This window comes from Polaromonas sp. LjRoot131 (genome assembly GCF_964252805.1).
Lineage (GTDB): Bacteria > Pseudomonadota > Gammaproteobacteria > Burkholderiales > Burkholderiaceae_C > Polaromonas.
In genome coordinates this window covers 53,390-75,538 of sequence record NZ_CAXUPF020000002.1, presented here as the reverse complement: position 1 = coordinate 75,538, position 22,149 = coordinate 53,390, and the positions used below count along the sequence as shown (strand labels likewise).

Sequence of the window (22,149 nt, the reverse complement as noted above, 5' to 3'; positions counted from 1 at the left end):
CATCGTTCACTGACCGCCCGCCTTGGCATCCGAGCCTCAGCAACGCGCCTACCGCGCGCCGTGTCCCGGCTGCGGCGCGCCCGTTGAATTTCGCAGCGCCCAGTCCACGCACGCCGTCTGCGGCTATTGCCAGAGCACGGTCGTGCGCGATGGCGACACGCTGTCGCGCATCGGCAAGATGGCCGAGCTGTTCAATGACTTCAGCCCCCTGCAGCTGCAGGCCTCCGGCGTCTGGCAGGGCCGCAACTTCACGCTGGTCGGCCGGCTGCAATACAAATACGCGCAAGGCACCTGGACCGAGTGGTACGCCGTGCTGGACGACGGCAAGCCGGCCTTCCTGAGCGAAGACAACGGCGCTTACGTTTTCAGCCTGCCCACCAGCCTGCAGCGCGAGGTGCCGCCGGCCCAGAATTTCCGCGTGGGCTCGACCACCGCCATCAACGCCAAACCCTTCAGCGTGGCCTCGAACGAGCGCGTGTCGCTGCTGTCGGCCCAGGGCGAGCTGCCGCGCCTGCCGGCGCTGGGCGCGCCCTTTGCGATGGTGGAGCTGCGCAGCGCCGACGGCGACGTGCTCAGCATCGACTACGGCACGGCGGCCGGCGGCGCTGCGCCCGCGCTGTCGCTGGGCCGGGCCGTGCTGCTGGACGAACTCAAGCTCAGCGGCCTGAAGGACGAATCGGCCAAGGACGAAAAAGGCAAGCAGTTCAGCTGTCCCAATTGCGGCGCGCCGGTCGAGGTCACGCTGGCCGGCAGCAAGAGCATCACCTGCCGTTCCTGCAACAGCATCATCGACCTCACGCAGGGCACGGGCGCCGCGTTGAAGCATGCGATCCAGGACGAACCCGTCAGCCCGCTGATCGCGTTGGGCACCATAGGCCAGCTGTCGGGCGCGCAGTGGCAGGTTGTGGGTTTCCAGCACCGCATGGGTTATGAAGCCGACGATCCGGACGAGCATTTCGGCTGGGACGAATACCTGCTCTACAACCGGAAGCGCGGTTTTACTTTTTTGGTCGATGCCGAAGACGGCTGGAGCCTGGTCAAACCGGTCACCGGCGCGCCTATCTTCAAGCCCGGCGAGAACAGCGCCGTTTACCTCAAGACCAACTACCCGCTGCAAAGCAGCTACCACGCCGAAACCAGCTATGTGGCGGGAGAGTTCTACTGGCAGGTCCAGCGCGGGCAAAAAACCTTTAACCGCGACTTCGCCAGCGGCAGCGCCCTGCTGTCGCAGGAAGAAGCGCCTAATGAGATCACCTGGTCCAGCGGCAGCAAGCTGGACGGCGACATGGTCGCCAAGGCCTTCAAGCTCGAGGGCAAGAAGGACTTGTTCAAGCGCGAAGACGCCAAACCGCTGAGCAGCGCATCGGGCATGGGCTGCGGCACCATCATCGTGGTGGTGCTGCTGATCCTGCTGTTCCTGTTTGTGATCGGCAGCTGCACGCGCTGCGACCCCAAGGTCGAAAATTGTTCCTCATCCGGCAGCGCGCGCAGTTCGGGCGGCTCCTTCGGCGGTTTCTCGGGCGGGGGCGGCCACAAATGACAGCCGCCTCTTTGTGCTTTTTCTTCCTCTTCTGTTCAACCTGGCAGACCTTTTCTGGAGACCATCATGGGACTTGAATGGCTTAAACCCGCCGCTTTCCTGGGCTCGATTTTGTTCGCGCTGATTGGCGTGATCATCTTCTGGCTGAGTTTTGTCATCATCGACAAGATGACGCCTTACGACCTGTGGCAGGAGATTGTCGAGAAGCAGAATATGGCGCTGGCCGTGGTTGTCGCAGCAATGGCACTAGGCATCTGCGTAATAGTAGCCGCCGCCATCCACGGGTAATCATTCCCGGCTACTGCGCGAACTGGGGGCGGCGTTGGCCGGTGCTCGGAATCCTCATGTACCCGCAGGTACATTCCGGTTCCTGTGCGCCGTCCGCCTTGCCCGCAGTTCGCTCGCTACGCCCTTGAGGCCGTTGTCGGTCCGGCTCGCTTCGCATCGCCTTAGCTGCTTCCTGCTATCACCCCATCTGTTTTGAACACTGAATCCTCCACCATCCCCACTCCGCGACCCCTTGAGGTCGCGTTGCTGGCCAGCGTCTTTGTGGTGGCCGCGTGTGGGCTGGTGTATGAGCTGGCGGCCGGGGCTTTGGCTTCCTACCTGCTCGGTGATTCGGTGCTGCAGTTCTCCACCATCATCGGCAGCTATCTGTTCGCCATGGGCATAGGCTCATGGCTGTCGCGGTTCTTCGAGCGGCAGCTGCCGGCCCATTTTTTGCGCATTGAGTTGATGGTGGCGCTGGTCGGCGGGGCCTTGCCGGCCGTGCTGTTTTTGGCCAATGCTTATGTCCCCGGCGCGTTCCGTTTTCTGCTGTACGCCATGGTGCTGCTGGTGGGCACGCTGGTGGGGCTGGAGATCCCGCTGGTCATGCGCATCCTGCGGCGTAACGTGGCGCTCAAGGAGCTGGTCTCGCAGGTGCTGACCTTCGACTACCTGGGCGCGCTGGCGGTGTCGCTGGCGTTTCCGCTGGTGCTGGTGCCGCAGCTGGGCCTGATACGCACCGGCCTGCTGTTCGGCCTGATGAACGCGGCGATCGCGGTGTGGGCGCTGTGGCTGTTCCGCCATGAGCTGCGGCACCTGAAGGCGCATGCCCTCGCCTGTCTTCTGGTTCTGGGGGCGCTGGGCGCCGGTTTTGTGGGCGCCAACCAGATCACCACGCTGGCCGAAGACCACTTCTACCAGGACCGCGTGGTCTTCACCGCCACCACGCCTTACCAGCGCATCGTGGTGACCAGCGGCCGTGGCGGCCACCGGCTGTTCCTCAACGGCAACCTGCAGTTCGCCGAGCGCGACGAATACCGTTACCACGAAGCGCTGGTGCACCCGGTGATGAGTGCGCACGGCGCGCCCAAAAAAGTCGCCGTGCTGGGCGGCGGCGACGGCATGGCGGTGCGCGAGATCCTCAAGTACCCCGGTGTGGAGAGTGTCACGCTGGTTGAGCTGGACCCGGCCATGACCAAGCTGTTCAGCCAGCAGCCCGCCTTGAGGCGGCTTAACGGCGACGCGCTGCTGTCGCCCAAGGTGAAGGTCGTGAACGCCGACGCCTTCCAGTGGCTGGACAAGAGTGCGGAGATGTTCGACGTCATTGTGGTCGACTTCCCCGATCCCACCAATTTTTCGATCGGCAAGCTGTACACCAACTCGTTTTACGCGCTGCTGGACCAGCACCTTTCGGCCAGCGGCTATGCGGTGATCCAGACCACCTCGCCGCTGGTGGCGCGCCGCAGCTACTGGACGGTGGTGAGCACGCTGGAGGCCGTGGGTTTGAAGACCGCGCCCTACCACGCCAATGTGCCCAGCTTCGGCGAATGGGGTTTTGTGGTCGCCAGCCGCCGGCCTTTCAGCCCCCCGACGCAAATCGGCGCACTGCCCTCCGGCCTGCGCTTCCTGGACCCGCAAACCCTGCCGCTGCTGTTTGACTTTCCGGTCGACATGGCGCGCGTGCCGGCACCCGTCAACCGGCTCTCCAACCAGGAACTGGTGCACAGCTACGAGCAGGAATGGGGCAAGGTGCTGCGTTGAAGCGCCGTGATTTTCTGGCAGCCTCCGCGCTTCCCCTGCTGGGCTGCAAAGAGACCCGGCACATCGAAGGCGGCTTTATCGGCGTGAACCATGAACGCGGCCACACGCTGCGACCGGCCGCCAATGGCGAAACCCGCGCCTGGCCCGCCCCGTCCATCACCCGGCGCACCCGTGTGCTGATTGCCGGCGGCGGCGTGGCCGGCCTCGCGGCGGCGCGCGCGCTGCGCCTGCGCGGCATGGACGATTTTGCGATGCTGGAGCTCGAGGACAGCGCCGGCGGCAACAGCCGCGGCGGCGTGGTCGGCGGCCTGCCCTGTCCGCTGGGCGCGCATTACCTGCCGGTGCCCGGCGACGGCGCACGCGAGGTGCAGGATTTTCTCGAAGAGTTGTCACTGCGCCGCCGCGTGGCCGGCCGCTGGACGTATGACGAGCGCCACCTGTGCCACAGTCCGCAGGAGCGCCTGTTCATCAACGGCGAGTGGCAGGAGGGACTGCTGCCGCTGCAGGACATGGACGTCGCGCTGCTGGCCGACTACCAGCGCTTTGCGCGGCTGGTGCGGCAGGCCGCCGAAGCCGCGCCGTTTTCGATCCCGCTCTCCGGCAGTGCGCCGGCGCCGCTGCACCGCGTGCTGGACGGCCTGAGCTTTGAAGCCTGGCTGGACCAGCAGCAGCTCACGCGTGCGCCGCTGCGCTGGTACCTCGATTACTGCTGCCGCGACGACTACGGCGCGGGCCTGGACACGGTGTCCGCCTGGGCCGGCATCCATTATTTTGCGAGCCGCCACGGCTTCCAGGCGCCCGGCGAGCCGCCTTCGGCCGAACGCGACGCCGGCGTGCTGACCTGGCCCGAAGGTAACGGCTGGCTGACCCGGCAACTGGCCGCGCCGCTGGGTGAACGCCTGCACACCGGCCGTGTGGTGATCCGTGTCGCCGCGGGCCGGCATGGCGTGGAGGTCGACGCCTTCAACGCGGCCACGCAGGCCGTGGAGCGCTGGCAGGCCGAGCATTGCATCCTCGCCCTCCCGTTGTTCATCGCCGCCCGCGTCGTGGAAAACCCGCCGCCCGCGCTGCGCGAAGCCGTCGGCCAGCTGCGTTACGCCCCCTGGCTGGTCGCCAACCTGCACATAGCCTCAGCCCTGCATGACCGCCCCGGCGCCGCGCCCAGCTGGGACAACGTGATCTACGGCGACAGCCCCGGCCTGGGATATGTCGACGCCACGCACCAGAGCCTGCAGGCCGTGCCCGGCGCCACGGTGCTCACGTATTACCGCGCCTTTGGCATTGGCGCGGCCGGGCGCAAGGCCTTGTATGAGCAGCCCTGGACGCATTGGCGCGACAGTGTGCTGGCGGAACTCTCGGTGCCGCATCCTGACCTGCCCGGCAAGGTTACGCGCATGGAAGTTATGCGGTACGGGCATGCTATGAGTACGCCCGTACCGGGGGTGCGGAGCAGTTCGGCACTGCTGGCCTTGCAAGGGGCTTTGCCTTTGCCCTGGCGGCGGCTGCATTTTGCGCACAGTGATTTATCGGGGTATTCGGTGTTTGAAGAGGCGTTTACTCAGGGGCACCGGCGGGGGGCGTCTTTGGGATTGGCTTGAGGGGTTTCCGACGGAGCGTGCTCTTCTAAGTTCCGTTGGCCGGGGGTTGCCCGGCAGCAAGTAACTTTCTTTTGCTTCGCCAAAAGAAAGTCACCAAAGAAAAGGCGACCCGCAGTCTGGGTCCCTCCGCTGCGCTTCGGGCAACCTGCGGTGCTCGACTACGGCGGGGTCTCGCGCAAACTCGCTTCGCTCAGACAAGCGCGATCCCTGATCCGCCTACGTCTGCGCTCCTCGGCCCAGCCAGGACGGGGCAATCGGGAGCGGGGACAAAAGACAAAGAAAACCAAATACAACAAGGACTCGCCACGGCGAGTCCTTGTTTCTTCAAGTATTCGGTATTGGTATTCGGCTGTTTGGTATTTCTTCTCCCCGCTCCCACCCTTGTGGATGCGCCGAGGAGCGGAGGTTCAGGCGGATCAGGGATCGCGTTGTTTGAGCCGAAGGCGAGTTTAGCGAGACCCCGCCTGAACCGAGCACCGCAGATTGCCCGTAGCGAAGCGAAGGGACGCAGCAACCAGGGTCGCCTTTTCTTTTGGCGAAGCAAAAGAAAAGTGAGTAGCTGCCGGGCTACCCCCGGCCAGCAGCTCTCAGCAGAGGAGGCCGCCGGCGGGTCAGCCTCAACCCGCCATCAAACGCTCAATCTCATCCCCATCGACGGGAACCCCGCGCGTCATCAACTCACACCCCTTGGCAGTAACCAAAGCATCATCCTCAATCCGTATCCCAATATTCCAGAACTCCTTGGGCACGTTCTTCCCAGGCCGCACATAGAGGCCGGGCTCTATGGTCAGCACCATGCCCGGCCGCAGGATGCGGGAGGGCTTGCGCATGATGGGCTGGCCCATGGCGTCCTTGTCGGGGCGGGGTTTGCTGCCGGGTTCGCTGTAGTCGCCGCAGTCGTGCACGTCCATGCCCATCCAGTGGCTGGTGCGGTGCATATAGAACTGGCGATACGCGCCGGACTCGAGCACGTCGTCGACCTTGCCGTGCTTGGACTTGGGCAGCAGGCCGGTGTCGAGCATGCCCTGGGCCAAAACGCGCAGCGCGGCGTCATGTGGGTCGTTGAAGCGCTTGCCGGGTTTGGTGGCTTTTACGGCGGCGTATTGGGATTCCACCACGATGTCATATAGCCTGCGCTGGGCTGGCGTGAATTTGCCGTCGGCCGGGAAGGTGCGCGTGATGTCGCTGGCATAACCGTCGAGTTCGCAGCCGGCGTCGATCAGGCACAGCTCGCCGGCCTTGAGTTCGGCATCGCCGGCGCGGTAGTGCAGCACGCAGGCGTTGGCGCCTGCGGCGACGATGCTGGTGTAGGCCGGGAACTGCGAGCCGTGGCGGCGGAACTCGTGCAGCAGTTCGGCTTCCAGGTGGTATTCGCGCAGGCCGCCCTTGGTGGGGCTGCGCAGCATGGCCGCCGAGGTTTGCATGGCCCGCACGTGCGCGCCTGCCGAAATTTTCCCGGCGCGGCGCAGGATGGCGATCTCGTGGCTGTCCTTGAAGAGGCGCATCTCGTCGAGCACAGTGCACAGGTCATGCTGGCTGGGCGGGGGTTCATCGCCCAGGCGCACGCGGGTGCGCACCTTGTCCAGCCAGCCATCGACACGCGCGCCCAGGCCCTCGTGCGTGGCAAACGGAAACGACACCGACTTCTGGTTGGCCAGCAGGGCCGGCATCTGCGTGTCCAGCGCCTCGGTGCTGAAGGCGGCATCCACGCCGAGCCGGGCCGGCGCGGCCTTGGGGCCCAGGCGTATGCCGTCCCAGATTTCACGCTCCAGGTCCTTGGGGCGGCAAAACAGCGTGGTCTTGCCGCTGGCTTCGATCGCCAGCCAGGCATCGGGCTCGTCAAAGCCGGTCAGGTAATAAAAATAACTGTCGTGCCGATACGGAAAGTCGCTGTCGCGGTTGCGCGGATACTCACGCGCGGTGGGCAGCAGGGCGACGCCTCCGCCGGCTGCTTTGAGTGCGCGGGCCACGGCGGCACGGCGTTTCTGGTAAATCGTGGTGGTGCTCATGGTGGCTGCGCTTTGGAATGGTTAGGTCGTGGTGGCTGCTGCCTGATTCAACTCGTCCAGCCGGGCCGGCGTGCCCACGTCGGTCCAGGGCCCGGTGTACAGCTCGGCGCTGACCCGGTCATTGTCCATCGCGGCGCGCAGCAGCGGGGCCAGCGGGGCTTTGAGGCCTTCGGGGTTGCCGAAGGGCATGCTGTTGAAGAATTCGCGGCGGTACAGGCCTATGGTGCTGTAAGTGAATTTGGGTTCAGCGCTGTCCTTGGCCAGGTTCAGCGCCAGGCCGTCCGGGTTAAGGCCGAAGTCGCCCTGCGGGTTGTGGGGCGGGTTGGCCACCAGCCAGAGGTGGGCCAGCTTGCCGCCGGCGGCAAAACGGTCCACGGCGGCCTGGCTGAATTCAAAGCCCGGCACAAACACATCGCCCGCCAATAGCCAGAACACCTCGCCCAGCAGCGGCAGCGCGCGTGCGATGCCACCGGCAGTTTCCAGTGCGCCGCCGAAATCGGTGCCTTCGTGTGAATAGGCGATGGAAAGCGGCGAGCGGGTCTGCTGGCTGAAGTGGCTTTCAATCTGCTCGCCGAGCCAGGCGGTGTTGATCACCAGCCCGGTGAAGCCGCCGCGCGCCAGCGCCTCGGCATGCCAGGCGATCAGCGGCTTGCCGCGCACCTTGAGCAGAGGCTTGGGCGTGCTGTCGGTCAGCGGACGCATGCGCTCGCCGCGGCCGGCGGCCATGATCATGGCTTTGATGGGTGCAGAGGGCATGGCGGCAGTTTAACGGGAGCCGCTCATGCAGAATGCAGGACGACTGAAACCCGAAGAAATCGAAAGCCCGACCATGATTCCTCCCGATATCCACGCTGAAATCATGCGCCGCCTCGCGGCAACTGAACGTGAGCACGGCGTGCGCATCCTGATGGCGATAGAGTCCGGCAGCCGGGCTTGGGGATTCGCTTCGCCGAACAGCGATTTCGACGTGCGTTTCATCTACGCGCGGCCGGCCGACGACTACCTGTCGCTCGACCTTGAGGACCGCCGCGACGTCATCGAATACCCCATCGTCGACGACATCGACCTCAACGGCTGGGACTTGCGCAAGGCCCTGCGCCTGTTCTGGAAGTCGAACCCGGGTTTTGTCGAGTGGATTCAGTCCCCGATCAAATACATCGAGAACGGTCTTTTCGCCGAAGAGGCGCGGCGTTTGTTGCCGCTGGTCTACTCGTGCGAGCGGGGCATCCACCATTACCGCAGTTCGGCCAAGGGCAACTACCGCGAACACCTGCAAGGCGAGCAGGTGCGGCTCAAGAAGTATTTTTATGTGCTGCGGCCCCTGCTTGCGGTGCGCTGGCTGGAGCGCTATGGCACGGCCGCGCCCATTGAGTTCGCCAGCCTGCTGCACCTGATCGAGGGGGAGACGGAGCTGCTCGCCGACATCGCCGAAATGCTGGAGAAAAAACGCGGCGCGCCTGAATTGGGCCTGTCGGCGCCGTATCCGCGGGTCAATGCCTTCATCGAGGCCGAACTCGCCAGGCTGGACGCTGCGGTTCCCCCGCCCGACGACCTGCGGCCGGCGCTGCCCTCGCTCAATACGCTGTTTCTGGCGGCCGCGCGCGAACAATGGTGAGCCGGCTCATTGCGTATCCCCGCGGTCCAGCGAGCGCTGCTCTGTCCATTCCGGGTTAAAGCGCCGTATCAGCGCATCCATCAGGCCGCGCGCCCGGTCCGAGTGGTCGGCACCGAAGTTGCAGACGTACACGTCCAGGGTCACGGCTTTTTGCTCGGGCCAGGTGTGAACGCACACATGCGATTCGGCCAGCAGCACGGTGGCCGTGATGCCGCCCGGGCCGTGCACGGTGTCGGGAAAGGTGTGGAACAACTGGTTGACGGCCTGCAGGCCGGCGGCCCGCACGGCTTCGACGCACCAGTCGCCCAGGCGGGCGGCATCGGTGAGCCAGGCCGGGTCGCAGCGGCATTTGTAAAGGTCGGCGGTCAGGTGTAGGCCTTGCATCCCCCGACTTTAGACGATGCGCGGCCCCGTCCTGGCCGTAACTTGGTTCCATATCCCGCCAAATTCCCGGGCCGGGGCCAGACGGTAAAATACCGGGTTACCCCTGATCTTTCCCCCTCCGGAGCAGCCTACATGGCAAACAAGCAAATGATGGCGAATGCGATACGCGCACTCGCAATGGACGCCGTACAACAAGCCAATTCCGGACACCCCGGCGCTCCCATGGGCATGGCCGACATGGCCGTCGCCCTCTGGGGCAGCCACCTCAAGCACAGCCCGCACAACCCCAACTGGTTCGACCGCGACCGTTTTGTGCTCTCCAACGGCCACGGCTCCATGCTGATTTACGCCGTGCTGCACCTGACCGGCTACAAACTGCCGATCGGCGAACTGAAAAACTTCCGCCAGCTGCACAGCAAAACCCCCGGCCACCCCGAATACGGCTACACCCCCGGCGTGGAAACCACCACCGGCCCGCTGGGCCAGGGCCTGACCAATGCCGTCGGCATGGCGCTGGCTGAAAAGCTGCTCGCCAAGGAATTCAACCGCGAAGGCCACACCGTCGTCGACCACAACACCTATGTGTTCATGGGCGACGGCTGCCTGATGGAAGGCATCAGCCACGAAGCCGCCGCGCTGGCCGGCGCCTGGAAGCTCAACAAGCTGGTCGCGCTGTATGACGACAACGGCATCTCCATCGACGGCCAGGTCGCGCCCTGGTTCATCGACAACACCGCCGTGCGTTTTGCGGCCTACGGCTGGAATGTGCTGGGCCCCATCGACGGCCACGACGCCGAGCTGGTCGCCAATTCCATCGAAGGCGCGAAGAAATCCAGCGACAAGCCCACGCTGATCATCTGCAAGACGCACATCGGCAAAGGTTCGCCGAACCGCGCCAACACCGCCAAGGCCCACGGCGAGCCGCTGGGCGCGGAAGAAATCAAGCTCACGCGCGAAGCCCTGAACTGGCCCCACGCGCCGTTTGAGGTGCCGAAAGAAACCTACGACGCCTGGGACGCCAAGGCCAAGGGCCTGGCCGCCGAGGCCGCCTGGGACGCGAAATTCGCCGCCTACAAGGCCGCGCACCCCGAACTCGCCGCCGAGCTGACGCGCCGCATGAAGGGCGAGCTGCCCAAGTCCTTCGCCCAGCTGGCCGTCGACACCGTGATCGGCGCGCACACCAAGTCGGAGACCGTCGCTTCGCGCAAGGCCTCGCAGCTCGCGCTGGAGGCCTTCACCGCCGGCCTGCCCGAAATGCTGGGCGGCTCGGCCGACCTGACCGGCTCCAACCTGACCAACACCAAGTCCACGCCCAGCCTGCGTTTCGACATGAACGGCGAAGTCGTGCTGACGGCCAACGCCGACGGCGTGAGCTCCATCGGCCGCCACATCAACTACGGCGTGCGTGAATTCGGCATGGCCGCCATCATGAACGGTATCGCGCTGCACGGCGGCTACATCCCCTACGGCGGCACCTTCCTGACTTTCAGCGACTACAGCCGCAACGCCATCCGCATGGCCGCGCTGATGAAGCTGCGCGTGGTGCACGTGTTCACCCACGACTCCATCGGCCTCGGCGAAGACGGCCCGACGCACCAGTCCATCGAGCACGCCGCCAGCCTGCGCCTGATCCCCAACCTGGACGTCTGGCGTCCGGGCGACACGGCCGAAACCGCCGTCGCCTGGGCCGTCGCACTTGAGAACAAGAACAAGCCGACGGCATTGCTGCTGAGCCGCCAGAACCTGCCCTACGCACCGAAGAAAGACCTCGGCAACATCAGCCGCGGCGCCTATGTGCTGGCTGAGCCCGCCGAAGTGGGCCTGAACAAGAAGGCCCAGGCCGTCATCATCGCCACCGGTTCCGAAGTGCAACTCGCGCTCAAGGCGCAGGAAATACTCGCTGCCCACAAGATTGCGGTGCGCGTGGTCTCCATGCCCAGCACCACAACCTTCGACAAACAGAAAACCGCCTACAAGAGCGAAGTCCTGCCCGAAGGCCTGCCCCGCATCGCAGTCGAGATGGGCGTGACCGACGGCTGGTGGAAATACGGCTGCGCCGCCGTGGTCGGCATCGACAGCTACGGCGAATCCGCCCCGGCACCCGTCCTGTTCAAACACTTCGGCTTCACGGCCGAGAACGTCGCCGACACCGTGCGCAAGGTGCTGCGCAAGTAAGCGTACGCAACATACACGGCCTGTCCAATCAACCAATTTCAACTTCCAGGAGCAACAGCAGATGACTATCAAACTTGGCATTAATGGTTTTGGCCGGATCGGCCGCAACGTGTTCCGCTCGGCGATCAAGAGCTTCGGCGACATTGAAATCGTCGGCATCAACGACCTGCTCGAGCCCGACTACCTGGCGTACATGCTGAAGTACGACTCGGTGCACGGCCGCTTCGAAGGCGACGTGTCCGTCGAGGGCAACACCCTCATCGTCAACGGCAAGAAGATCCGCCTCACGCAGGAGCGCGACCCCGCCAACCTCAAGTGGGGCGATATCGGCGCCACCGTGGTGCTCGAGTCGACCGGCCTGTTCCTGGACAAGGCCTCCGGCGAGAAGCACCTGGCCGCCGGCGCGAAGAAGGTCATCTTCTCGGCGCCGTCGAAAGACGACACCCCGATGTTCGTCTTCGGCGTCAACGACAAGACCTACAAGGGCGAGGCCATCATCTCCAACGCCAGCTGCACCACCAACTGCCTGGCGCCCGTCGCCAAGGTGCTCAACGACAAGTGGGGCATCAAGCGCGGCCTGATGACCACGGTGCACGCCGCCACCGCCACGCAGAAAACCGTGGACGGCCCGAGCAACAAGGACTGGCGCGGCGGCCGCGGCATCCTGGAAAACATCATTCCTTCCAGCACCGGCGCGGCCAAGGCCGTGGGCGTGGTGATTCCCGAGCTCAACAAGAAGCTGACCGGCATGTCCTTCCGCGTGCCGACTTCCGACGTCTCGGTGGTCGACCTGACCTGCGAACTCAACAAGGAAGCCACGCTGAAAGAAATCTGCGCCGAGATGAAGGCGCAGAGCGAAGGCGCGCTCAAGGGCATCCTGGGCTACACCGAAGACAAGGTGGTCGCCACCGACTTCCGCGGCGACGCCCGCATCTCGATTTTTGATGCCGACGCCAGCATCGCGCTGGACGGCACCTTCATCAAGGTGGTGGCCTGGTACGACAACGAATGGGGCTACTCCAACAAGTGCCTGGAAATGGTGCGCGTCGTTTCGAAATAAGCGATGCCCACTCAGAAAAAGCGCCTCCGGGCGCTTTTTTTTCGGCCGTCGCACATGAAAAGCCCGCAGGCGGTCAATGTCTGTTGACCCAAGGCCGGCCAGCCCGTAAGGTCGCCCGCATGCCGCGCCCATGTCGCGCGGCGCAAGGGAGGAAACATCATGGCGCAGCAGCCGTTTCGGGAGTGGCTCGTCCAGAAAAGCTGGGCACACGGGGTGTATTACGCCAAGGCGGTGGCCTGTCTTTTGCCGCCGGCCGCGCTGGCTGCGGACGCGCCGTATTTCGGCGTCGCGCCGCAACACTGGCCGCCGGGTGTCGCGGGCCTGCTGGCCTGGCAACTCACGGCGGAGCTGTTTTTCATCGGCGTCGTGCTGGCCGACCGATTCCTGCCGCGGCTTCGAAACAGCGAGGCGGCGCTGAATACGGCCTGTGTGGGCGCGATGCTGCTGGCCACCTGGGTCGGGGTGGTCCATGGCGGGATGTGGGGAGACCTGGCCATCTACGCCGCCGGTGCGACCTTTGTCGCAGCCGTGATGTGCACGCCCAGCCCGGTGCGCCGGCCCCTGTACGTGCTGAGTTTTGGGGTGCTGGGCCTGGCCGCCGGCTTGCGGGTGGGGGACGGCGTGGAGTTGCTGGCCGCGCTGGTCAACCCCTTCTGCGTGGTCGTGCTGTGCATCGAGCTCGACAGGTTCATGCTTGCGCGCAACGTCGAGCTTTACGCCGAGATGCAGCTCGCGGAGGCCGAACGCGCGCGCGCCGACAAGGTGCTGTACAACGTGCTGCCGGCCTCCATCGCCGATGAGCTCAAGCGCGATGACAAGGTCAACGCGGTGAAGTTCGACAACATGGGCGTGCTGTTCGCCGACATCGCCGGCTTCACGAGTTTTTCGCGCGCCCTGCCGCCCGACGCGCTGGTCCTGGTGCTGAACCAGATTTTCTCGGCCTTTGACGGGCTGGTCGAAAAATACGGCCTCGAAAAAATCAAGACCATAGGCGATGCCTACATGGTCGTCGCGCACCACCGGCTTGACGCCCTGGGCCGGCTGGCGCTCGACATGGGCGAGGCCATACGGCGCTACAACACCGGCAACGGCACGGAACTGGCCATGCGCATCGGCATCCACGCCGGGCCCGCGGTGGCTGGCGTGATCGGCGTCAAGCGCTTTCTCTACGACGTCTGGGGCGACACCGTCAACGTGGCCAGCCGCATGGAATCCAGCGGCGAGCCCGGCGCCGTCCACGTCAGCGAAGCGGTGTACCTGCAGACACGCCAGCATTTTTCATTTGCCGCGCGCGAGCCCATCGACATCAAGGGGCGGGGCCGCATGTCCACTTACTGGCTGCTGGGCCACGCGGCGCGGCTCGAGCCCGCCGCTACACCCTGAGCGGTGGCGATGGCGGTGCTTCAACGGCCGACATGGCCTGCGGCAAGGCCGCCGCCAGGTGGTCGATCAGGGCGCGCACCGTGACCGGGACGCGCCGCGTCGCCGGGTACAGCGCGTAGAGCGCGATTTCCGGGGACTCCTGCCACTGCGGCATCACCGGCACCAGGCGTCCCGCCGCGAGATGTTTCGCCGCCAGGAATTCGGGCTGCAGCACCAGGCCGGCGCCCGCGACGGCCGCCTCCACCAGCAGGTCGCCGTTGTTGGCGCACAGCGGTCCGCCGACGGCCACGTGCGCCGTTTCCCGCCCCTTGCCGAGGTGCCAGATATGCCCCTTGTTGGCATGCGCGTAGTTCAGGCAGCGATGCGCCTTGAGCGCCTTCGGCGTGCCGGGCGTGCCGTGCGCGTGAAGATAGGCTGGCGCGGCGTACATGGCGCGGCGCACGCTGCACAGGCGGCGCGCCGCCAGCGAAGAATCCGGCAGCTCGGCGATGCGCAGGGTCAGGTCAAAGCCCGTCTCATAGGGGTCGAGCATGCGGTCGTTGAGTTCCACACGCAGTTCGATCCGGGGATGCTGCCTTATGAATTCCGACAGCAGCGGCGCCAGCACCAGCTTGCCGAAGGACATGGGCGCATTGACGCGCAGCGGCCCGGCCACCGTGCCGCGTATGGCGGCCATGGATTCGCGGGCTTCGGCGGCGATGGCCAGCAGGTCCACGGCGTAGTCGTGCAGCGTCGCCCCGGCGCTGGTCAGAGCGATCGCGCGGGTGGAGCGCGCGAACAGCGCGCCGCCGTACTCCGCCTCCAGCGAGGCGATGAGCTTGCTGACCTGTGAGCGCGTCACGCCGAGCTCGCGCGCGGCGGCGGCAAAGCTGCCCAGCCGCGTCGACAGCACCAGGGCCTGGAGGGCGTCGAGTCTGTCCATGATTGGTTCCTTTGTGGATACGGTTTGGTTCTAAAGCTTGATCTAGTCAACTTATTGGCTGCAATTTAGCATCCAGGCTTGTCTGTCCACTATTTATTGCAAGGGAATTCACCATGGCTCAGGGAAAACTCGAACTTCTCACCCCGCAGAACTGCGCGCTGGTCCTGATCGACCACCAGCCGCAAATGACGTTTGGCGTGGCCAACATCGACCGGCAGCTGCTGAAGAACAACGTCATCGGCCTGGCCAAGGCAGCCAAGGTGTTCAATGTCCCCACGGTGCTGACCTCCGTCGAGACTGAATCCTTTTCGGGCAACATCTGGCCTGAACTGCTCGCGGTGCTGCCCGGCAACCGGATTTTTGAGCGCACCAGCATGAACACCTGGGACGACGCAGCCGTCAAGGCCGAACTGAAAAAGTTCGGCCGAAAAAAACTGGTGCTCGCGGCGCTGTGGACCGAGGTCTGCCTGAACTTCCCCGCGCTGGAGGCCATGGCCGACGGCTACGAGGTGTATTTTGTGGAGGATGCCTCCGGCGGCACCTCGGTGGCGGCGCACAACATGTCGGTGCAGCGCATGATCCAGGCCGGCGCCGTGCCCATCACCTGGCAGCAGTTCCTGCTCGAAATGCAGCGCGACTGGGCGCGCAAGGAGACCTATGCGGGCACGACGGGTATCGTGATGGAGCACTCCGGCGCCTACGGCTCCGGCGTCGACTACGCGATCACGCACGTGCACAAGATGCCCGCGCGCAAACTGGGCTGAAGCGCCATGAACAGCGCCGCGAGCAGCACGGCCGGGCCGGCCGGACCGTCCTCTGAAAGCGTCAGCCTGGTGGTGCGCCACCGCGTGCGCCCCGGTGCGCGCGCCGCGTACGACGCCTGGCTGGCGGAGACCATGCGGACCGCCTCGGGCTATCCGGGCCACCAGGGCGTGCATGTGGTCCGCCCGTCCGGCGGCGGCGCTGACTACCTCATCGTGGTCCGCTTCGCCACCTCTGAGCAACTGAACGGCTGGTACCAGTCCACCGAACGCGCGCGCCTGGTCGAGGCCGTACAGCCGCACCTGCAAGCCGGTGAACAGGTCAGCGTGGGCATCGGCATCGATTTCCTGTTTCCCCCTGAAGTGGCGGCCGGCGCGGAGGCGCCGGTAAAGCCCGCGGCGTGGAAACAGTGGTTGATCACCACTTCGGTCATCTGGCCGCTGACCATGGTCGTGCCCTGGGCTATGGGGCCGCTGTTCAAGGCCGTTCCCGTCCTGGGCGTGTACGGCGTGGAGCACGGCATACTGGCGGCCGTCATCGTGGCCCTGGTGGTCTGGGTGGTCATGCCGCCTTACACGCGGCTGCTGCACCCATGGCTGTTCGCGCGGCGCTGACACCCTTCAACATTTTCCGGAAGACCGCATGACCGACCCCGCCATCGCTGCCACCGCCGACGTCATTTTCATCAACGGCCGTTTCACCACCCTGGACCGGCAGAACCCGGTGGCCGCCGCGGTGGCCGTGGCCGGCGGCAAATTCATCGCCGTGGGCAGCCATGAAGACGCCATGCGCCACGCGGGCGCCAGGACACAAGTGATCGACCTGGCTGGCGCGGCCGCGCTGCCCGGCCTGCACGACAGCCACACGCACCTGATACGCGCCGGCCTCAACTACGCGATGGAGCTGCGCTGGGACGGCGTGCCTTCGCTGGCCGATGCGATGGCCATGCTCAAGGCGCAGGCGGCGCGCACGCCGGCGCCGCAGTGGGTGCGCGTGGTCGGCGGCTTCACCGAGCAGCAGTTCTCCGAAAGGCGCCTGCCCACGCTCGCGGAAATCAATGCGGCCGCGCCCGACACCCCGGTCTTCATCCTGCACTTGTACGACCGCGCCCTGCTCAACGGCGCCGCCCTGCGCGCCGTCGGCTACGGAAAGGACACGCCGAATCCGCCCGGCGGCGAGATCGTGCGCGACGCCCAGGGGAATCCCACGGGCCTGCTGCTCGCCAAACCCAACGCGATGATCCTCTACGCCACGCTGGCCAAAGGCCCCAAGCTGGACCCGGACGCGCAGGAGGCCTCGACCCGGCTTTTCATGCGCGAGCTGAACCGGCTCGGCATCACCTCGGTGATCGACGCCGGCGGCGGTTTCCAGAACTACCCCGACGACTACCGCGTGATCGAGAAGCTGCGCGACGCCGGCGAGCTCACGGTGCGCATAGGCTACAACCTGTTCACGCAGCGGCCCAAGCAGGAAGCCGAGGACTTCCGGCAGTGGACCGGCATGCTGGCGCCGCTGTCCGGCACCGACATGCTGCGCCACAACGGCGCCGGCGAAATGCTGGTGTTCTCCGCGGCCGATTTCGAGGACTTCCGCGAGCCCCGGCCCGAGCTGCCCGCGAGCATGGAGGATGAACTCGAGCGCGTGGTGCGGCTGTTGGTGGAGAAGCGCTGGCCTTTCCGCCTGCACGCGACGTATGACGAATCGATAGGGCGCGCGCTCGACACCTTCGAGAAGGTCAACCGCGAGATCCCTTTCAAGGGCCTGCACTGGTTTTTCGACCATGCCGAAACCATCAGCCCGCGCAACATCGATCGGGTCAAGGCGCTGGGCGGCGGCATCGCCGTGCAGCACCGCATGGCCTACCAGGGCGAATATTTCATCGAGCGCTATGGCGCCAGGGCCGCCGAACACTCGCCGCCGATCCGCCGCATGCTGGATGCCGGCCTGCCCGTGGGCGGCGGCACCGATGCGACCCGCGTCGCGAGTTACAACCCCTGGGTCTGCCTGTACTGGATGGTCACCGGCAAGACGCTGGGCGGCACCGCGCTGTACCGCCCCGACAACCTGCTGGACCGCGACACCGCGCTGCGGCTGTGGACCAGCGGCAGCGCCTGGTTCGCTAACGCCGAGGGGAAAAAAGGCCAGATCAAGGTGGGCCAGCTTGCCGACTTCATCGTGCCCTCGCGCGACTTCTTCGGTATCCCGGAGTCCGACATCAAGGACCTGGTGTCGCACCTGACGGTGGTGGGCGGGCGCATCGTGCATGGCGACGGCGGTTTCGCGGGCCTTGCGCCGCCCATGCCCAAAGCCGCCAACGACTGGGCGCCGACAAAGGCTTTCGGCGGCTACTGGCGCGAGCCCGCACCCGGCGCCAATCCGGCGGGCCGCGCCGCGCGCGCGATGCAACCCTTCGCCGACTGCTGCGCCAGGCCCTGCGCGGTGCACGGGCATGGCCACACCCAAAGCTGGCTGGGCAACGCGCCGGTGTCCGACGAAAAAAGTTTCTGGGGCGCGCTGGGTTGCGCGTGCTGGCTTTAATTTAATAGCCGATGAGGAAAGCCATGACCGTGCGCGAGACCCCATTTCTCATACCGGCTCTCTGGGCCGCCAGGCTGTTGCTGGCGGTCGCCTTCATCTACAGCGGCGTTTCCAAGCTGCTCAATTTCGACGCGGCCGTCGGCGAAGCCTCGCATTTCGGGCTGAACCCGGCGCCCCTGTTCGCCGCCGCGGTGCTCGTGACGCAACTGGGCGGCTCGGCGCTGATGCTGTCCGGCCGCGGTTGGTGGGCGGCGTTGGGCGCGCTCGGGCTGGCCGGGTTCACGGTGGTCGCCACGGTCATCGGCCACCCGTTCTGGGCCATGAGCGGCATGGAGCAATTCCACAACCGCAATTCATTCCTCGAGCACCTGGGCTTGGTCGGCGGCCTGGTGCTGGTGGCCGCGCTGTCCTGGGACCACCGCGCCGCGCGCTGACGCGCGCCGGTTGCAACTGCCGGGTTGGGAAACTCAGCTTCCCAGCAGCTCGGCCGGTAGCGCCAGGCCGGGCCGCTCGTCGTCCCAGGCCATGGCGCTCATCTTCCAGCCCTCGGGTGCCTTGATGAACTGCGTCGAGATCACGCCGCGCGCCTCGAAATCCTTGCCGTCCTGCGTGCCGGCCTTGCCGTAGGCGCTGTAGCGGTGCGCGATGTTGCCGAAGATCTGCGTCGTCTCCGACAGCTCCCACTCTTTGAAGCGCGTCAGCGCGCCGCTGTCCACCAGGGCCTGGCGCGGCGCGATGAACTGGGCGACGCTCGAAATCTCGGGCGTGGATGCGGTGTTCTTGATCAGCAGGCCGGCCGCGATGAACAGGCCGTGGATGTTCTGGTAAGGCGGTGCGCCGCCGGCCTCGAAGGAGACGGCTTCAAAAAAAGCCGACGCCAGGGCGTCGAGTTCGCGTTTCACGGCTTCGTGTGCGATGTCTGCTGTCATGAGAGGTCCTTGAAGGAGGTGCCGGCCCCCGCTTCCGCCGGCTTCTCTTCACGCCCGCCCGGGTAGCGCGCAAAACGCGCGGGCTCGCGGCCGTGCACCGGCGCGTCATCCGCGAAAGACCAGCCGCCGAACTGCGTGCGCTGGTAGTCGGCCAGCGTCTGCGCAATCTCGGCCTGTGTGTTCATCACGAAAGGGCCGTACTGCACCACCGGCTCGCCGATCGGCTTGCCTTGCAGCAGCAGGAATTCGGCTTCGTCGCCGCCGCTGTTGGCCAGCTCCACCGCCGCATCGGCCCGCAGCGTCATGGCCGCGTGGCCGTTGATGGCCTGGCCGGCCACGCTGACCGACGTGCCTTTGAAAAAGTAGAGCTGGCGCTGCGTGCCGCTGCCTGTGGCGGCGGGCAATGTCCAGCGCGCGCCGGGCGCCATGCGAACCGTCCAGATCGCAACGTCGGCATCGGCCTGCGCGGCCCAGGAGTCGGGCGGCGGCGCGAGCGGGTCGGCTTCGGTATCGCCCAGGCGCCCGGCGATGACGGCAACTTCGGTCGTGCAGCCGGCATCGTCCGTCACCACCTGGCGTGGAATGTCCTGCGACCAGAACATGGTGAAGTGCGGGTCCGCCATCTTGCCGGCCGCCGGCAGGTTCAGCCAGATCTGGAACAGCTCCAGCGGGTTGGGGTTCTTCGCGTCCAGCAGCGGGAACATCTCGGAATGCACCACGCCCTTGCCGGCCGTGAGCCACTGCACGTCGCCGCGCCCGAAGCGCGCCGTGGCGCCCAGTGAATCGGAGTGGTCGACCAGGCCCTTGCGCACAATCGTCACGGTTTCAAAGCCGCGGTGCGGATGCGCCGGAAAGCCCGGCACCGTGCTGCCGTGGTACATGCTCCAGCCGTCCTTGCGCTCGAAGTCCTGGCCGATGTTGCGTCCCGCCAGCGAGGTGTCCGGCCCCATCTGCGCATTGGCCCGGGGGTAGGCGTCGTCGTGGTAAACGCAAAAGAGGAAGGGGTCCAGCGTCGCCCACGGAAAGCCGAGCGGCTTGACCTGCAGGATCGGGTGGGTGGCGGAGTCGGTGGCGGAAGTTGTGGCGGGCGTGGCAGGCATGAAGAGGCCTTTCTGGCTGGGACGTTCAAAAAAAACATATGCGGCCGGCCGCCGATGCTTCAAGCGGCGCCGCCGGACCGCCCACGGGGCCTGGCCCGGCCTTCTTCAGCTCTTGAGCTTCCAGCCCGTGCGGAAGATCCACCACACCACGGCGAGGCACAGCGCGAGGAAGCCCAGGATGGCCAGCACGCTGAGGCCCACGTTGACGTCGGCCACGCCGTAAAAGCTCCAGCGGAAGCCGCTGATCAGGTAGACCACCGGATTGAACAGGGCGATTTTTTGCCACAGCGGCGGCAGCATGTTGATGGAATAAAAGGCGCCGCCCAGGAAGGTCAGCGGCGTCACCACCATCAGCGGCACCACCTGCAGCTTCTGGAAGTTGTCGGCCCAGAGCCCGATGATGAAACCGAACAGGCTGAAAGTCAGCGCGGTCAGCAGCAGGAAGCACAGCATCCAGAAAGGGTGCGCGATGCTGTAGGGCACGAAGAGGCGCGCCGTCACCAGGATCAGGAGGCCCAGCATGACGGACTTGCTCGCCGCGGCGCCCACATAACCTATCACCACCTCCATCGACGACACCGGCGCCGACAGCAGCTCGTAGATCGTTCCCGACCACTTCGGCATGTAGATGCCGAAGGCGGCGTTCGAGATGCTCTCATTGAGCAGCGACAGCATGACCAGGCCCGGGATGATGAAGGCGCCATAGCCGATGCCGTCGATGTCCCCCATGCGCGAGCCGATGGCGGCGCCGAACACCACGAAGTAGAGCGAGGTGGAGATCACCGGCGAGGCGATGGACTGCATCAGCGTGCGGAAGGTGCGCGCCATTTCAAAGCGGTAGATCGCGCGGATGGCGTGCCAGTTCATGCGGCCTCCTGGATGTTGGCGGCGGGTTGGTCGGCATGCACCAGGCTCACGAAGATGTCTTCGAGTGAGCTCTCGCTCGAGTGCAGGTCCTTGAAGTCGATGCCGAGTTCGGCCAGCTGTTTGAGCAAGGCCGCGATGCCGGTCTCCTCGGTCTGCGTGTCGAAGGTGTAGACCAGGGTGTGGCCTTCCTTCGTCAGCTCCAGCGGCAGGCCGGCCAGCGCGGCCGGAATGCTTTGCAGCGGCGTTTGCAGCTGCAGGCTCAGCTGCTTCTTGCCGAGCTTGCGCATCAGCACGGTTTTGTCCTCGACCAGGATCAGCTCGCCCTTGTTGATCACGCCGATGCGGTCGGCCATCTCCTCTGCTTCCTCGATGTAGTGGGTGGTCAGGATGATGGTGACGCCGCCGTCGCGCAGCTCCCGCACCATTTGCCACATGCCCTTGCGCAGCTCGACGTCGACGCCCGCGCTGGGCTCGTCCAGGAACAGGATGGTCGGCTCGTGCGACAGCGCCTTGGCGATCAGCACCCGGCGCTTCATGCCGCCCGAAAGCGCCATGATCTTGCTGTCCTTCTTGTCCCACAGCGACAGGTCGCGCAGCACCTTCTCGATATAGGCCGGGTTCGGCGGCTTGCCGTACAGGCCGCGGCTGAAGCTCACGGTGGACCAGACGGTTTCGAAGGCATCGGTCGACAGCTCCTGCGGCACCAGGCCGATCTTGGAGCGCGCGGCGCGGTAGTCGCGGACGATGTCGTGCCCGTCGGCCGTCACCGTGCCCGAGCTGAGGTTGACGATGCCGCAGACGATGCTGATCAAGGTGGTCTTGCCCGCGCCGTTGGGGCCCAGCAGGGCGAAGATCTCGCCGCGCCGGATGTCCAGGTCCACCGACTTGAGCGCATGAAAGCCCGAAGCGTAGGTTTTGCTGAGTTGCTGTATGGAAATAATGGGATTGGCTTGCACGCGGCATCCTGGTGTGAAGGTGGTGCTCGAAGAGAGGCCCGGGCCATTCTATAGAGCGCGGGTGAAAAAAGCCGGGACAAGGGTTTTCAGGACACTGCGGCTTCCTGCGCACGGGACTTGCACGGTGCGCGGCCGTTCGTGAGGACGTGTTGCTGCCGATTCGGGACACGCCCTCGTGGGGCCGTCCTACAGCCTGCGAGGTCTTCGCTGGGTAACTTGATCACTCATCCTGTTGTCTGCATCAGAAATGATGCTTTCAAGGCAGCCAGGTATCCGGCAACCG

The 22,149-nt window shown here is 65.6% G+C and carries 20 protein-coding genes and 1 other RNA gene; 13 read left to right on the top strand and 8 right to left on the bottom strand.

What is annotated here, in order from left to right; genetic code table 11:
• The first annotated feature begins 22 nt into the window (after window positions 1-22).
• From ACSQ27_RS10790 to ACSQ27_RS10770, 5 genes are all read left to right on the top strand, one after another.
• Window positions 23-1,540, top strand: a complete 1,518-nt coding sequence (locus ACSQ27_RS10790) for a DUF4178 domain-containing protein (protein WP_436155505.1) — start codon at window positions 23-25, stop codon at window positions 1,538-1,540.
• Window positions 1,541-1,606: 66 nt separating this feature from the next.
• A complete protein-coding gene (locus ACSQ27_RS10785) occupies window positions 1,607-1,828 on the top strand; it encodes a DUF350 domain-containing protein (RefSeq protein ID WP_411880148.1) in 222 nt (73 codons plus the stop codon).
• Between the two features lie 56 nt (window positions 1,829-1,884).
• A non-coding RNA gene (locus ACSQ27_RS10780) (sX9 sRNA) lies at window positions 1,885-1,960 on the top strand.
• A gap of 60 nt (window positions 1,961-2,020) precedes the next feature.
• Window positions 2,021-3,568, top strand: a complete 1,548-nt coding sequence (locus tag ACSQ27_RS10775) for a polyamine aminopropyltransferase (RefSeq protein WP_436155504.1) — start codon at window positions 2,021-2,023, stop codon at window positions 3,566-3,568.
• The gene (locus tag ACSQ27_RS10770) at window positions 3,547-5,166 is read left to right on the top strand and encodes an FAD-dependent oxidoreductase (RefSeq protein WP_436155503.1); all 1,620 of its coding nucleotides are present in this window, start codon (window positions 3,547-3,549) and stop codon (window positions 5,164-5,166) included. The genes ACSQ27_RS10775 and ACSQ27_RS10770 overlap by 22 nt, the downstream gene beginning before the upstream one ends.
• Before the next feature lie 617 nt (window positions 5,167-5,783).
• Here ACSQ27_RS10770 and ACSQ27_RS10765 read toward each other — a convergent pair.
• Together ACSQ27_RS10765 and murU are read right to left on the bottom strand one after the other, a co-directional pair.
• The gene (locus ACSQ27_RS10765) at window positions 5,784-7,175 is read right to left on the bottom strand and encodes an aminopeptidase P N-terminal domain-containing protein (RefSeq protein ID WP_436155502.1); all 1,392 of its coding nucleotides are present in this window, start codon (window positions 7,173-7,175) and stop codon (window positions 5,784-5,786) included.
• Between the two features lie 21 nt (window positions 7,176-7,196).
• The gene (gene murU, locus ACSQ27_RS10760; protein WP_436155501.1) at window positions 7,197-7,931 is read right to left on the bottom strand and encodes an N-acetylmuramate alpha-1-phosphate uridylyltransferase MurU; all 735 of its coding nucleotides are present in this window, start codon (window positions 7,929-7,931) and stop codon (window positions 7,197-7,199) included.
• 25 nt (window positions 7,932-7,956) lie between these two features.
• On the opposite strand from murU, the gene ACSQ27_RS10755 reads away from it, so the two are divergent.
• Entirely contained in the window at window positions 7,957-8,790 is an 834-nt protein-coding gene (locus tag ACSQ27_RS10755) for a nucleotidyltransferase domain-containing protein (protein ID WP_436155500.1), read from the top strand.
• A 6-nt stretch (window positions 8,791-8,796) separates the two neighbouring features.
• Here the strand turns inward: ACSQ27_RS10755 and speD are convergent, their stop codons facing one another.
• Window positions 8,797-9,174, bottom strand: a complete 378-nt coding sequence (gene speD, locus ACSQ27_RS10750; protein WP_436155499.1) for an adenosylmethionine decarboxylase — start codon at window positions 9,172-9,174, stop codon at window positions 8,797-8,799.
• Window positions 9,175-9,306: 132 nt separating this feature from the next.
• Here speD and tkt point away from each other — a divergent pair, with 132 nt between their 5' ends.
• The 3 genes from tkt (at window position 9,307) to ACSQ27_RS10735 (ending at window position 13,792) form a co-directional block, all read left to right on the top strand.
• On the top strand, window positions 9,307-11,349 hold the full coding sequence (gene tkt, locus ACSQ27_RS10745; RefSeq protein ID WP_436155498.1) for a transketolase: 2,043 nt from the start codon (window positions 9,307-9,309) through the stop codon (window positions 11,347-11,349).
• A 61-nt stretch (window positions 11,350-11,410) separates the two neighbouring features.
• Window positions 11,411-12,409 carry a type I glyceraldehyde-3-phosphate dehydrogenase gene (gap, locus tag ACSQ27_RS10740; protein WP_436155497.1) on the top strand — a complete coding sequence of 333 codons (999 nt, stop codon included), beginning with the start codon at window positions 11,411-11,413 and terminating at the stop codon, window positions 12,407-12,409.
• A 159-nt stretch (window positions 12,410-12,568) separates the two neighbouring features.
• Window positions 12,569-13,792, top strand: a complete 1,224-nt coding sequence (locus tag ACSQ27_RS10735) for an adenylate/guanylate cyclase domain-containing protein (RefSeq protein WP_436155496.1) — start codon at window positions 12,569-12,571, stop codon at window positions 13,790-13,792.
• On the opposite strand, the gene ACSQ27_RS10730 is transcribed toward ACSQ27_RS10735, so the two are convergent.
• Window positions 13,782-14,714 (bottom strand): LysR substrate-binding domain-containing protein, encoded by a 933-nt coding sequence (locus ACSQ27_RS10730; RefSeq protein WP_436155495.1) that lies wholly within the window; start codon window positions 14,712-14,714, stop codon window positions 13,782-13,784. The two genes, ACSQ27_RS10735 and ACSQ27_RS10730, sit on opposite strands and share 11 nt — an antisense overlap.
• A 113-nt stretch (window positions 14,715-14,827) precedes the next feature.
• On the opposite strand from ACSQ27_RS10730, the gene ACSQ27_RS10725 reads away from it, so the two are divergent.
• From ACSQ27_RS10725 to ACSQ27_RS10710, 4 genes are read left to right on the top strand one after another with little or no spacing between them, the layout of a single operon-like run.
• Window positions 14,828-15,478 carry a hydrolase gene (locus ACSQ27_RS10725; protein WP_436155494.1) on the top strand — a complete coding sequence of 217 codons (651 nt, stop codon included), beginning with the start codon at window positions 14,828-14,830 and terminating at the stop codon, window positions 15,476-15,478.
• 6 nt (window positions 15,479-15,484) lie between these two features.
• Window positions 15,485-16,090: an antibiotic biosynthesis monooxygenase gene (locus tag ACSQ27_RS10720; RefSeq protein ID WP_436155493.1), complete on the top strand. Its 606-nt coding sequence runs from the start codon at window positions 15,485-15,487 to the stop codon at window positions 16,088-16,090.
• 28 nt (window positions 16,091-16,118) lie between these two features.
• A complete protein-coding gene (locus ACSQ27_RS10715) occupies window positions 16,119-18,014 on the top strand; it encodes an amidohydrolase (RefSeq protein WP_436155492.1) in 1,896 nt (631 codons plus the stop codon).
• A gap of 23 nt (window positions 18,015-18,037) precedes the next feature.
• Window positions 18,038-18,448: a DoxX family protein gene (locus tag ACSQ27_RS10710; protein WP_436155491.1), complete on the top strand. Its 411-nt coding sequence runs from the start codon at window positions 18,038-18,040 to the stop codon at window positions 18,446-18,448.
• Between the two features lie 33 nt (window positions 18,449-18,481).
• Here the strand turns inward: ACSQ27_RS10710 and ACSQ27_RS10705 are convergent, their stop codons facing one another.
• The 4 genes from ACSQ27_RS10705 to ACSQ27_RS10690 all read right to left on the bottom strand — a co-directional run bounded on the left by ACSQ27_RS10705 (window position 18,482) and on the right by ACSQ27_RS10690 (window position 21,866).
• Window positions 18,482-18,943: a hypothetical protein gene (locus tag ACSQ27_RS10705; protein ID WP_436155490.1), complete on the bottom strand. Its 462-nt coding sequence runs from the start codon at window positions 18,941-18,943 to the stop codon at window positions 18,482-18,484.
• The gene (locus tag ACSQ27_RS10700) at window positions 18,940-20,043 is read right to left on the bottom strand and encodes a pirin family protein (RefSeq protein WP_436155489.1); all 1,104 of its coding nucleotides are present in this window, start codon (window positions 20,041-20,043) and stop codon (window positions 18,940-18,942) included. The genes ACSQ27_RS10705 and ACSQ27_RS10700 overlap by 4 nt, the downstream gene beginning before the upstream one ends.
• 105 nt (window positions 20,044-20,148) lie before the next feature.
• Complete coding sequence (locus ACSQ27_RS10695; RefSeq protein WP_436155488.1) at window positions 20,149-20,910, bottom strand: ABC transporter permease; 762 nt, start codon at window positions 20,908-20,910, stop codon at window positions 20,149-20,151.
• Complete coding sequence (locus ACSQ27_RS10690; RefSeq protein WP_436155487.1) at window positions 20,907-21,866, bottom strand: ABC transporter ATP-binding protein; 960 nt, start codon at window positions 21,864-21,866, stop codon at window positions 20,907-20,909. The genes ACSQ27_RS10695 and ACSQ27_RS10690 overlap by 4 nt, the downstream gene beginning before the upstream one ends.
• Between the last annotated feature and the right edge of the window lie 283 nt (window positions 21,867-22,149).

Excerpts from the sequence above, each read along its gene's own strand:
- ACSQ27_RS10785 (WP_411880148.1), top strand. The coding sequence starts at position 1,607 with ATGGGACTTGAATGGCTTAAACCCGCCGCTTTCCTGGGCTCGATTTTG.
- ACSQ27_RS10770 (WP_436155503.1), top strand. The coding sequence starts at position 3,547 with ATGGGGCAAGGTGCTGCGTTGAAGCGCCGTGATTTTCTGGCAGCCTCC.
- ACSQ27_RS10765 (WP_436155502.1), bottom strand. The coding sequence starts at position 7,175 with ATGAGCACCACCACGATTTACCAGAAACGCCGTGCCGCCGTGGCCCGC.
- murU (WP_436155501.1), bottom strand. The coding sequence starts at position 7,931 with ATGCCCTCTGCACCCATCAAAGCCATGATCATGGCCGCCGGCCGCGGC.
- ACSQ27_RS10755 (WP_436155500.1), top strand. The coding sequence starts at position 7,957 with ATGCAGAATGCAGGACGACTGAAACCCGAAGAAATCGAAAGCCCGACC.
- speD (WP_436155499.1), bottom strand. The coding sequence starts at position 9,174 with ATGCAAGGCCTACACCTGACCGCCGACCTTTACAAATGCCGCTGCGAC.
- tkt (WP_436155498.1), top strand. The coding sequence starts at position 9,307 with ATGGCAAACAAGCAAATGATGGCGAATGCGATACGCGCACTCGCAATG.
- gap (WP_436155497.1), top strand. The coding sequence starts at position 11,411 with ATGACTATCAAACTTGGCATTAATGGTTTTGGCCGGATCGGCCGCAAC.
- ACSQ27_RS10735 (WP_436155496.1), top strand. The coding sequence starts at position 12,569 with ATGGCGCAGCAGCCGTTTCGGGAGTGGCTCGTCCAGAAAAGCTGGGCA.
- ACSQ27_RS10730 (WP_436155495.1), bottom strand. The coding sequence starts at position 14,714 with ATGGACAGACTCGACGCCCTCCAGGCCCTGGTGCTGTCGACGCGGCTG.
- ACSQ27_RS10725 (WP_436155494.1), top strand. The coding sequence starts at position 14,828 with ATGGCTCAGGGAAAACTCGAACTTCTCACCCCGCAGAACTGCGCGCTG.
- ACSQ27_RS10720 (WP_436155493.1), top strand. The coding sequence starts at position 15,485 with ATGAACAGCGCCGCGAGCAGCACGGCCGGGCCGGCCGGACCGTCCTCT.
- ACSQ27_RS10715 (WP_436155492.1), top strand. The coding sequence starts at position 16,119 with ATGACCGACCCCGCCATCGCTGCCACCGCCGACGTCATTTTCATCAAC.
- ACSQ27_RS10710 (WP_436155491.1), top strand. The coding sequence starts at position 18,038 with ATGACCGTGCGCGAGACCCCATTTCTCATACCGGCTCTCTGGGCCGCC.
- ACSQ27_RS10705 (WP_436155490.1), bottom strand. The coding sequence starts at position 18,943 with ATGACAGCAGACATCGCACACGAAGCCGTGAAACGCGAACTCGACGCC.
- ACSQ27_RS10700 (WP_436155489.1), bottom strand. The coding sequence starts at position 20,043 with ATGCCTGCCACGCCCGCCACAACTTCCGCCACCGACTCCGCCACCCAC.
- ACSQ27_RS10695 (WP_436155488.1), bottom strand. The coding sequence starts at position 20,910 with ATGAACTGGCACGCCATCCGCGCGATCTACCGCTTTGAAATGGCGCGC.